Genomic DNA, 10,672 nt, shown 5'->3' with positions numbered 1-10,672 from the left:
CTCGCTGTCATCCAGGGGCTGACCGCGCTCGACCTTGCGCTCGCTCTTGCGATTTACCGCAAGCAAAGCGGCTGATGCGGCTGACAATCGTTATCCGGCATCCGCAATCCGCATGGTCGCGCCGGCATCCGGCTGCGCATCCAGTGTCTTGACCGGCCTGCAGCAGCCGACCGGCTCGTTCGGCGCCAGGCGCCTCGCCCGCGAGCACATTGAATTTGCCGCGCAGCCGCGCTCCCTGAATCGCAAGCTCGGTCTCGGGCCTGCCGGCATCGTGTGTTCGGCTTTGATCGGACGGCGGTCCTTCGCGATGAGGCGGACTGACGGGCGCGTGATCGGGCTGACGTCGGCGTTAGATTCGAACCGGTCTCTGCGCCAAAAATTCGAAATGACTTCGAAACGTATTTTCGGGGGCCAGGGAAAGAGCGCGGAATCGCGGGAGCTTCGACGAAATAAGGCTCCGCAAAGACTCTGCTGGCAGCAAAACTGAGCCGTGTTTGCGGTGAAATGGCCGGAGATTAGGAAAACCCGGGGACAAACTTCCTAGTGTGGTGGCACATACAGCAGCGCGCGAACGAGCCGCTGCATGAGGGTTTCCCTGATAACAGGGAAAAAAAAACAGGGCAATTCGCGGCTTTCGACGTTCCCATAAGGACAGCGAACCAGAAAAGTCTCTGCTTTCCGGGAACAACCCCGCATTTTTCCCTGTGACCCATAACAGCATATTTTTTCGCTGAAACAGCGAACCGAACAGCGAACGCCCAGAACTTTTTATCTAGACCTTGAATAACGGCACGAAGCGCCAAGCCTCCAATACCAGATCCCTACTCTTCAGCATTCCAAAGCTGTCTTATGCGTCATGTGGCTACAGGCCATATCCCAGTGATGTGATCATGACAGGGGCCCCCGGAAGGGGTCGGCCCCGTTCATCCCGGCGACATTCTTAGGAGAAGAGTGACGCATGTCGGCCAGATGACCACATTTGTACACTCATAAGCTCCGTCCGTCGGCTTACCTCGGCCGGGAAACGTCGAGGATCACGCCCATGCTGATACGCCCCAGGTCTAGATTACGCGATACAAACTCGGCGCCCTGGTTCATTTCCTATTCCGCAACCAAGATCGACGAAATTGCGAGGATGTTTGAACGCAACCCCAGCCACCAAATCGTGCGCAGGGCGTAAGCGCCCGCCACCGCACTTGAGATACGATCGCCGAGAAGATTCTCCCAGAATATCGTGTCAACGCTTGGTACGGCATTTTTGGACCAGCGAAGATCCAAAGACGTAGCGGCGAAGATCGAAGGAGATCAAAGAGATTCTCGCCGAGCCGGCGATCCGTGACCGCTTGAGCGGACAGAGCTTTAATCCCGTCGGACAGGACAGTGGAAAGCTGGCTGCAATTATCGAGCGTGACTTTCCGGTGTGGCGCGACATCGTCAAGAAGCCGAGCGCATGTAATTGGGGGCTGTAAACGTTGTATTTTCTGGGGATGACATCCGAGCTAGCTTCCCTCGCCGATTAACATCCCGCTTATGCCGCCGCATTCCACAATTCGCGTGACGCAATGCGCGCGCCCTCGGCCATGCACTGCAACTTCGCCCACATTACCGTTGGATGAACGCGACGAGTAAACGGGCTTTGCGCGAAGCCGCAATCCGTGGAAGCGATGACGTTCTCCCTGCCGACGATCCCGGCAAAGCGCACCAAACGATCGGCAATGAGTTCGGGATGTTCGACAACATTCGTAGCGTGGCTAACCACCCCCGGCAGGAGCTTTTTTCCTGCCGGGATCCGGGCGGCCTTCCATACCTTCCATTCGTGCTCGTGACGAACATTGGCCGCCTCAAAGCTGTAGCCGCCAACATTCACCTGCAGAATAATATCGATGATGTCCTGCAGCGGCACATCGAACATGTGCGGGCCGCTCCAGCTTCCCCAGCAGACATGATAGCGCGTTCGCTCCGTCGGTATCCCCTGGAGCGCACGATTGAGCGCGTCGATGCGCAGCTGCGCCCAGTCACGATATTGCTTGAGTGACATCGGCGGAACCAGTTTCTCGTGCATGAACGGAAAGAAGGCATCGTCGATTTGCACGGTCAACCCGGCATCGACGATGGCCTTGTATTCCTCGTGCAACGCATCGGCGAGCGCGAACAGAAAACTTTCCTCGTCCGGGTAATATTCATTCTTCGCGCTTGGCAAGGCGCTCGCCGGCGCGACGACTGGAAGGAAGGCACCGTGCACCTTCGTCTTCTCGACCGCCGCGCGCAGATTGGCTATGTCGCGCTGCAATTCCTTCTGGCCGACATACTTGATCGGAGCATTGCAGACAAACCGTTTGTTGAGCCGGCCGGCAATTCCGGTGGCGCGATCTTGCTCCTCGTAATATTCCGGGAACGCCTCACGATCACGGCCACCGGTCATCGTCGCGAGCGGATCAGCTGCCTCTTCGCTGGTAAGGGGCCGCGACGTAATGCCGGTCAGGCGCGAATGAACATAAAACGCCCAGTTTGTCCCTTTTCCGAACTCGCCGTCACTGACGATATCGATTCCGACTTCGGCTTGCTTCCTGACCACTTCTTCGATGGCCCGGCGCAGTGATGCGTCGTAGACGTCAGGCGGTGGGGGGTTGTCAGAGGCCGCGGCACGAAGAACTTCGAGAAAGTCGTTCGGTCGCACCAAGCTTCCGACATGGGTCGTCAAGATGCGATTGCTCATTCCAATCCTCCCGACCGTGTAGAGACAGCGCAATCTTTTGAAATTCTGGCGGCTCTCTGCGTCGAGAGGCTCACCGCACGGCGCTACGCCTCAAACCCGGGCGGCGGCGGGATGCCCCACATGTTGGCCGCGACGAGTTCGCGCGGCCAGACCTTGGGCTTTTGCGGGAAGTCCTGATGATGCGGGCGCGGATCGAAATAGCCAAGCCTCTCGTCCGAAATCCGATCCATATCCGCGAAGACTTCGACAATGTTGCCGTCCGGGTCGTGATGATAGGTGAAGATATTGTGGCCAACACCGTGACGGCCGGGTCCCCAGATCAACGGAATTCCGTGCGTACCGAGAATGTCGCAGGCCCGGCCGATCTGCGAGAAATCCGCCACCTCGAAGGCGACATGAAACATGCCGCGACGTGGCGACGTCATGAAGTTCAGCGAATGATGGTCTGCATTGCATCGCAGAAAGACGAAAAAATCCGCCATCCAGTCGGACCAGCGGAAGCCCAGCTGTTCGGTAAAGAACTCTGTGGATACCCTGGCGTCATTTGCGTGCATCGCAACATGACCGAGCTTGCGTGGCGCAATTCCACTTCCATTACTGGAAAACGGCACGTCAGATTGCGTCATCCCGGAATAAAGATAAACGGGATAGCCGTCCGGGTCGTGAAGCTCGATGACTTTGTCGATGCCATGAAAGCGACTGGTTTGAATTTCGTTACGAACGCCACCTGCAGTCAAAGCCCTGGAGGCTTCCTCCAGTGTCTGCTCCGGGGCGATCTCGAGCCCGACGTGTCGATGGCCGGGCTGATCACCACGGAAAAACGAAATGGCGTGATGTTCGTTACCGCACGAAAAGTACGCCTCGCCTGCCCCCGTATCCGCCGTAGTCGAGAGCCCGAGAACCTTCCCATAATGATGCAGCATTTCGTCGAGCTTCACGACATTCAGCCCGAGAAACCCAAGTTTTATTACTTTCACCGACATGTCGAAAGTCCAATAATGAGCGTGCCCTCAGTGCCACACGTCCGCGGCGATTTGCTGTGTTAAAGCGAGCTTGCGCCACTGCTCGTCCTCGCTCAGAAGGTTGCCCTCCTCAGTCGAGGCGAAACCGCATTGCGGACTGAGGCACAATCGCTCGAGCCCGACATAGCGCGCCGCCTCATCAATCCGGTGCTTGACCATCTCCCGGTCCTCAAGCTGACCGGATTTCGTCGTTACCAGTCCGAGAACGATAAGGGGACCTCCATTGGAGGAAGCCACGCGCAACGGATCAAAGCCTCCAGCTCTTTCGCTGTCATATTCGAGAAACAGCGCGTCCACATTGATCTTGTTGAACAGCGTATCGGCGACAAACTCGTACCCGCCCTTCGCCATCCAGTTCGAGCGAAGATTTCCCCGGCAAAGATGCATACTGACGGTAAGGTCGTCGGGCCGCCCTTCGAGAGCCGAGTTGATCAATTCCGCAAAGCGACCCAGCACCTGCGCCGGCTTGTCACCACGCGATTCCATCGCCTGACGCCGTTCAGGATCACACATGAACGCGAGATTACAGTCATCCAGCTGAATGTACCTGCATCCGGCGTCGTAGAACGCCCGGATCGCTCCGCGATAGGCTGCACCAAGATCTCTGTAGAGATCGTCGATATTGTCATATGCGTCGGCACTGACGATGCCCCGCCAGTCGCGCATGAGCGACACCATCATGGTCGGCGACGGAATCGTCATTTTAGGCGTGCGCGTGGTGTGTTTCGCCACATAGCTGAAATGATCGATCATCGGATGGCTCGAAAATCCGACCGGACCAACGACCTTGGCAACGCGAAACGACTCCACCTTTCCGCCGGGCATCGGAAGTTGCGCGAGACCAGCTTCCACTCCATCGAGATGTGAAAGAAAATCGGTCTGCCAGGCCTCCCGTCGAAATTCGCCATCCGTGATACCCTGAAGTCCAATTTCTTCCTGACCACGGATCGCTTCTAGGATGGCCTTGTCTTCTTTCTCTTTCAGATCGGCTGCGCTGATCTTGCCTTCAGCAAATTGACGCCGCGCCTCCTTGAGGCTTTCGGGACGAAGCAGACTACCAACTTGATCCGCCCGGAATGGTGGCTTGAGACGTGACGACATGGGCGGCCCTCCTCGATCCGATTATTGGCGGAGACTGCGGCCAGTTTAATCCCAGCACTATCGCTTCCGCTCTTTGTCGGCAGCATAGGGCGGCTGTTATGTTCGTCAATACAAATTGGTTCATTTAGGCGCACACCCGATTGGGCACGTGACACCCGTTTTCAACGTCGAATAATTTCGCTATGTTCGTATTACCAACTCTGTTCACAGCTATGAACGAGGCGAAAGATGAGAGTGCGGCGAGATCGACTGTCAGCTGCTGACGTGACAGGCGCATGGGCCATTCTACCCACGCCCGCCCTCGATGGTGCATCGGATTGGCGAAACGACAATACCGTGAATCTGGACGAGACTGCCCGCGCCGTCGATGCCTTGATCAAGGCTGGGGTGAACGGAATTCTGACGCTCGGCACCTTCGGCGAATGCGCCACCCTGACGTGGGACGAGAAGCGCGCTTTCATGGCGACATGCGCGGAAGCGGCGCGCGGACGTGTACCGGTGTTCGGGGGCACAACCAGCCTGAATACGAGGGAATCCATACGTCAGACGGCTGCTGCGTTCGATCTTGGCCTTGACGGAACGATGCTTGGCCCGCCCATGTGGTGTCAGGTCGACTTGCCTACCGCGATTCAATTCTATCGTGACGTTGCGGAAGCCTGTCCTGAAATGGCGATCTGTGTCTACGCCAATCCCGCGGCCTTCAAGTTCATGTTCCCTCGCCCGTTCTGGGAGCAGGTCGCGCAAATCCCTCAGGTCATTGCGTGCAAGTATCTCGGCATTGGCATGCTGCTCAACGACCTGGCCGTGACCAAAAATCGAATTCGCTTCTTGCCAATCGATGTGGACTATTATGGCGCCGCTCGCATGGCGCCTGACGCTTGCACTGCATTTTGGACCAGTTGCGCAGTGAACGGCCCGGCGACCGTCATTCGACTTCGCGATACCGTTGCCGAGGCCAAGCAGACCGGCGACTGGAGCAACGCCAAGGAAGTCACGGATGCGATGCGCGCTGCCGAAGCCGGTTTCTTTCCGAATGGCGATTTCAACGAATTTTCCAAGTACAACATCAGCCTCGAAAAAGAACGCATGAATGCCGCTGGCTGGATGAATGCTGGCCCTTGCCGTCCGCCTTATCACCTTGCGCCTGAATCGTTTCTGGAGGGCGCGAGGCGCTCCGGGCGCGCATGGGCGGCGCTGCACGAACGCTATAGTAAAGTCCGCTCGCGCGTAGCTGCGAATGGATAGAACGTTGTCGTAAAGGCTTTAGACCGACCTAGTCGTCGAGCGCAATCAACATATCACCGCAGTCGAGCACTCGCGGTAACGGACCATTCAAACCGATGATCTTTCCGCGAAATCCCATTTCTTCATCAATAGCAAGATCTGACTGGCGGCGACACCGTTCGATGTCCGCACATGTAAGGCGCCCATCTTTCACGAAAATCTCAAGAAGCATTGGGCCCTCAAACGCGCCGTTGTCACGACGCAGGTAGCCCATGATCCCACCATGCTGATTGCGCGCGAGCCTGTTGGTGAAGTCTGAAAGCTTTGCCACGGGTCGATCGTACGAATGGAGAATCTCAACACACGGGCGTCTGGAACAGGAGCAAGGGCTTGCCCGCGGAGCAGCTTCGCTATATTCATGATTATGATCACGTTCGCAAGTGTGAACATCGATGACATGTTCGATTTCTTGCGAGCAAGCTTATCGTGAGGTGATCGTGGCGTATTCGCGACTGTGCGGTCTTGATGATTTGAAAGTCGGAGAAATGCGCGAGTTCGAGCACGAGGGTCACCAGATATTAGTCGTCTGGCCTGATGACAGCGAGCCACGCGCGTTCCAGGCGCTGTGCCTGCATGAAGGCATCCCGCTAATCGATGGCGACTTCGATGGAGCTGTCCTTACCTGTGCTGCGCATAGTTGGGATTTCGATGCGAAGACCGGCGAAAATCTGATGCCAGGTGCCGGCTGCCTTGCCGTTTATCCGCTTCGGATCGATGGCAATGATGTTCAGGTCGATGTGGCCGCGATGCTGCCGGCACGAAAGGACTAGTTATGCAGCTAGAAGATCTCGGATTACGTTTTGGTCGGCAGGAGGCGAAGCGCCCGACACTGACGCCGCAAGAGCTGGCAGCGTGTATTGACTTTCGTCCGGACGGGGTTACCCGGATCGACCGACGAATTTATCTGGACCCGGCCATCTTCGAACTCGAGATGGAACTCATCTGGGAACGCGTCTGGATTTTCGTCGCACACGAAAGTCAACTGCAGCGGCCGGGAGATTATGTAACCGCATCGATCGGACGACAGCCGGTCTTCGCGATGCGCAGCAAAGCGGGGGATCTTGGCGTATTCCTGAATGCTTGCCCACACCGGGGTGCAATGGTCTGCCGGTTGAGCCGGGGAAACGCGCGTATCATCGCCTGTCCCTATCACGGCTGGACATTCAACTCGGATGGGTCGCTGATCGCCCCAAAGGAAGAAGCGGTCGGCGCCTATCCGGCGGCCTTCGACAAAAAAGAACTCGGCCTCAAGCGCGTGCCACGAGTCGAAAACTATCGCGGCTTCATTTTCGCCTGCCTCGATTCGGATATAGCGCCACTCGCCGATTATCTCGGTGACGCCAAGGTATTCATCGACATGCTTGTCGACCAAGGCGACGCCGTGGAGTTGATCAAAGGCGTCTGCTCTTACACCTACGATGGAAACTGGAAGCTGCAGGCCGAGAACGGCGTCGACGGCTACCACCCGAGTACGGTGCACTGGAATTTCATCGCGACGCAGCAGCATCGCGCCAAGATGGATACTCAGGGCGACAAGACCAGGGGCATGAACCCCGTGACAGATCCCAGCAAGGTCAAGGGCGGATATTTCGATTTCGGTCGTGGACACACCATGATTTGGGGAGACTGGACAAACCCGCAGGATCGTTTCAATTACAATCGCCGCGAGGAATTCGCGCGTCGAATGGGCGCCTTGCGGGCGGACTGGGTCATTGGGCGACTTCGTAATCTCCTGCTTTATCCAAGTGTTTTTCTCATGGATCAGCAAAGCTCGCAGATCCGCGTTATCCAGCCGATCAGCGTCAACAAGACCAAAGTCACTGTTTACGGCCTTGCGCCGGTTGGGGAGACCCCTGAAGAGCGCCGCAAGCGGATTCGCTATTACGAAGATTTTTTCAATGCGAGCGGTATGGCCACACCCGATGACCTTTCCGAGTTCGACGCCTCACAGATCGGCTTCAGTGCACGCGCGGTGCCCCGCAGCGATTTCAGCCGCGGAGCCGGGCATCAAATCTCGGGACCGAACGATGAAGCCAACAAACTTGGTATCAACCCGCTGAGCAGTGGCAGCTGGATAGGCGACGAAGGCATTTACCTTGGGCAGTACGCCTATTGGCGAGAACTCATGGTCCGCGGAATGGAGCGCAAGAGCGAATGACTGACAGCCTGTCGAGGTCGGCTTCAGCATTGTTGTTTGCTGAATCCGCCGCCGTGGACGAAAAGCGATGGGATGACTGGCTCGAGCTGTTTGCGGAAGATGTCGAGTATTGGGTTCCTGCCTGGGACTCCGAGCACGAGCTGACCAACAACCCCAATACGGAAATCTCGTTTATCTATTACAACAGCCGCTCAGGGCTGGAAGATCGCATCTTCCGACTGAGACTTAATCAATCGTCGGCGTCCATCCCTCTTCCCCGGACATGCCATCTTGTGACAAATATCCGCGTCGCGGCACTTGCCGACGGATATTGCGAGGTCAAGGCAAACTGGCAAACGCACTCATATCGGCTCCAGCAATCCACCACGTTCTACGGTTATTACGAATACCTTCTCAGACCATCGGAGCCGGGATGGCTGATCGCAAAAAAGAAAATCACGGTGCTTAATGACGTGATCCCGACTGTCATGGATATCTACAACATTTGAAAGCCATGCTGGCGCTCCGCAAAACTCAACCCGGAACAGGCGGTCTATCCCTGGACGAGATCGCTGTGCCGGCGGCCCCTGGCTTTGGCGAGGTGCGGATCCGTGTAAGCGCCACCGGCATTTGCGGCACTGACCTTGCAATTTACAATTGGCTGCCCTTCTTGCGAACCATGACGTTGCCCGTTGTGCTCGGCCACGAGATTTCAGGCGTGGTCGACAGCGTCGGGCCGGGCGTGACGCGCGTCAAACTTGGCGATCTCGTGTCCGTCGAGAGCCACATTCCGTGCGGGCATTGTTACACCTGTCTGCGTGGCTTTGCTCATGTATGCCCTCATACGCGCTATCCAGGCATTCACATCAACGGAGGCTTTGCCCGTTACACTACGCTACCGGAGCAGATCCTGTACGTCTTAGACCCAAGCCTGTCACACGAGGTCGCGGCTATGTTTGAGCCATTTGGCGTCGCCGTGCATGCCGTTATGGAGGGTTCGGGCGTATCTGGGCTCAACGTCGTAATTGCGGGATGCGGACCAATCGGGCTGATGGCTGTCAAGGCGGCGCGCGCACTGGGCGCAAATCGGATTATCGCCGCTGACAAGAACCCTATGCGGCTTGCGCAGGCGAAAGAATTCGGCGCAGACGAAACTATCGATGTGATTGAGCGCGATGCTCGCGGCTCTATCACTCACCTGACCGACGGCAACGGCCCCGACGTTTTCATCGATTTTTCCGCTGCGGCGGAATCGGTCCAGCTGGCGACCGAAGTGATAACGGCGGGTGGTGAAATCAGGCTCGCCGCCGCGCCTGGTGACTCAATATCGCTCGATGTTGAGAAATGGCTGCATCGCGGCGTTACCGTTCGGGGCTTGCATGGCCGCCGTCTGTTCGCGTCCTGGGTTCACGCCATGCGCCTTGTGCGTTCCGGACAGGTCGATCTGCGGCCACTGATCAGCCATGTCATCCCGCTGCAGGACGCCGTTCGCGGTTTTGAGGAAGCGCTCGATGGTCGCACTCTGAAGGTTTTAATCAAGCCTGACTAGGCCAGATGGTTGACTTCATCCTCCAGCCGTCGTCCTCCATCGCGTAGCGCTTTGAGGATCGCATCGCGATGGGCGGCCGTATCCCTTACCGATGGGAATACGACGCCCAAGGATGCGACCGGGCGTTGTTTTGCATCGAGAATCGGTACGCTGATGCCAAAGACTCCCAATTCAAACTCCTCGTTCGAATAAGCCACCTTCTCCTCCGCGGTCCGCTTTAGTTCGCTCTTGAGCGCAGCAATCGACCCGATCGTCTTAGACGTCGTCTTGCTCAACGGCAGAGACGATATGATTTCGTTGCGGTCCTTCGCCGGCAGAAACGCCATAATGGCCTTGCCGGCTGACGTGGCATGAAGCGGCATTCTCTCGCCAACTGTCATCCAGTAGCGCAGAGGCCTCTGGATCGCGTTCGCTGTCGCGACCCGCTCTACTTCATTGCCCCGGAGCACCGAGACCGACGTCGTCTCCTGAACGCGCTTTGCGACCAAATCGATGATGGGTTGGGCAATCGACGCAATGTCGAAGGACACGCGCAGGCTCGATGCCAGCTTGGCGATGGCGGGGCCTGGGGAGTAGGTGTTGGCGCCTGGGGTAAAGGTTAGATAGCCGCGGCTCTCGAGGTTTCGAAGCAACTGAGTGAGGCTGCTCTTCGGGATGTTGAGCTCGCCGGCAATCTCTGAATGCGACATCGGTCGACGAGTTGTCACGAATAGCTCGAGCACGTCGAGCACGCGGTCGGCTGACTTGACAGCAGTTTGGGCAACTGTTTTCATAACTGTACTAGTTTATATTTGTGAACGAGACATCTCAACAGCGCGTTTATCCAAGTTATGGCAACCGCAGGAGGTAGCAAGTCAGATCCG

The 10,672-nt window shown here is 57.1% G+C and carries 12 protein-coding genes; 7 read left to right on the top strand and 5 right to left on the bottom strand.

Annotation, left to right across the window (positions count from 1 at the left end; genetic code table 11):
- Positions 1-46 precede the first annotated feature (46 nt).
- Positions 47-487: a hypothetical protein gene (locus VNZ93_RS23265; RefSeq protein WP_325711072.1), complete on the top strand. Its 441-nt coding sequence runs from the start codon at positions 47-49 to the stop codon at positions 485-487.
- A 292-nt stretch (positions 488-779) separates the two neighbouring features.
- Entirely contained in the window at positions 780-944 is a 165-nt protein-coding gene (locus VNZ93_RS25000; RefSeq protein ID WP_414710173.1) for a fumarylacetoacetate hydrolase family protein, read from the top strand.
- 584 nt (positions 945-1,528) lie between these two features.
- On the opposite strand, the gene VNZ93_RS23260 is transcribed toward VNZ93_RS25000, so the two are convergent.
- From VNZ93_RS23260 to VNZ93_RS23250, 3 genes are all read right to left on the bottom strand, one after another.
- Positions 1,529-2,716, bottom strand: coding sequence for a cobalamin-independent methionine synthase II family protein (locus tag VNZ93_RS23260; protein ID WP_325711070.1), 1,188 nt, complete (start codon positions 2,714-2,716; stop codon positions 1,529-1,531).
- An 83-nt stretch (positions 2,717-2,799) separates the two neighbouring features.
- Positions 2,800-3,699 (bottom strand): VOC family protein, encoded by a 900-nt coding sequence (locus tag VNZ93_RS23255; protein WP_325711067.1) that lies wholly within the window; start codon positions 3,697-3,699, stop codon positions 2,800-2,802.
- Between the two features lie 27 nt (positions 3,700-3,726).
- The gene (locus VNZ93_RS23250) at positions 3,727-4,839 is read right to left on the bottom strand and encodes a 5-methyltetrahydropteroyltriglutamate--homocysteine S-methyltransferase (protein WP_325711064.1); all 1,113 of its coding nucleotides are present in this window, start codon (positions 4,837-4,839) and stop codon (positions 3,727-3,729) included.
- Between the two features lie 228 nt (positions 4,840-5,067).
- On the opposite strand from VNZ93_RS23250, the gene VNZ93_RS23245 reads away from it, so the two are divergent.
- Positions 5,068-6,084 carry a dihydrodipicolinate synthase family protein gene (locus tag VNZ93_RS23245; protein WP_325711061.1) on the top strand — a complete coding sequence of 339 codons (1,017 nt, stop codon included), beginning with the start codon at positions 5,068-5,070 and terminating at the stop codon, positions 6,082-6,084.
- A 28-nt stretch (positions 6,085-6,112) separates the two neighbouring features.
- Here VNZ93_RS23245 and VNZ93_RS23240 read toward each other — a convergent pair whose 3' ends face one another.
- On the bottom strand, positions 6,113-6,394 hold the full coding sequence (locus tag VNZ93_RS23240; protein ID WP_325711059.1) for a hypothetical protein: 282 nt from the start codon (positions 6,392-6,394) through the stop codon (positions 6,113-6,115).
- A 121-nt stretch (positions 6,395-6,515) separates the two neighbouring features.
- Here VNZ93_RS23240 and VNZ93_RS23235 point away from each other — a divergent pair, with 121 nt between their 5' ends.
- The 4 genes from VNZ93_RS23235 to VNZ93_RS23220 are packed head-to-tail and all read left to right on the top strand — an operon-like array spanning position 6,516 to position 9,809.
- Positions 6,516-6,893 (top strand): Rieske 2Fe-2S domain-containing protein, encoded by a 378-nt coding sequence (locus tag VNZ93_RS23235; RefSeq protein ID WP_325711056.1) that lies wholly within the window; start codon positions 6,516-6,518, stop codon positions 6,891-6,893.
- 2 nt (positions 6,894-6,895) lie between these two features.
- Positions 6,896-8,281 carry a Rieske 2Fe-2S domain-containing protein gene (locus tag VNZ93_RS23230; protein ID WP_325711053.1) on the top strand — a complete coding sequence of 462 codons (1,386 nt, stop codon included), beginning with the start codon at positions 6,896-6,898 and terminating at the stop codon, positions 8,279-8,281.
- A complete protein-coding gene (locus VNZ93_RS23225; protein ID WP_325711050.1) occupies positions 8,278-8,769 on the top strand; it encodes an aromatic-ring-hydroxylating dioxygenase subunit beta in 492 nt (163 codons plus the stop codon). The genes VNZ93_RS23230 and VNZ93_RS23225 overlap by 4 nt, the downstream gene beginning before the upstream one ends.
- Before the next feature lie 5 nt (positions 8,770-8,774).
- Entirely contained in the window at positions 8,775-9,809 is a 1,035-nt protein-coding gene (locus VNZ93_RS23220; protein ID WP_325711080.1) for an alcohol dehydrogenase catalytic domain-containing protein, read from the top strand.
- Here VNZ93_RS23220 and VNZ93_RS23215 read toward each other — a convergent pair.
- Positions 9,806-10,540 (bottom strand): IclR family transcriptional regulator, encoded by a 735-nt coding sequence (locus tag VNZ93_RS23215; RefSeq protein WP_325711047.1) that lies wholly within the window; start codon positions 10,538-10,540, stop codon positions 9,806-9,808. The genes VNZ93_RS23220 and VNZ93_RS23215 overlap by 4 nt on opposite strands.
- Between the last annotated feature and the right edge of the window lie 132 nt (positions 10,541-10,672).

The sequence above is a fragment of the Pseudorhodoplanes sp. genome, assembly GCF_035565795.1.
In the GTDB taxonomy this organism is placed as follows: Bacteria; Pseudomonadota; Alphaproteobacteria; order Rhizobiales; family Xanthobacteraceae; genus Pseudorhodoplanes.
The sequence above is the reverse complement of the archived record's forward strand: the minus strand, read 5'-3'. Positions and strand labels throughout refer to the sequence as shown.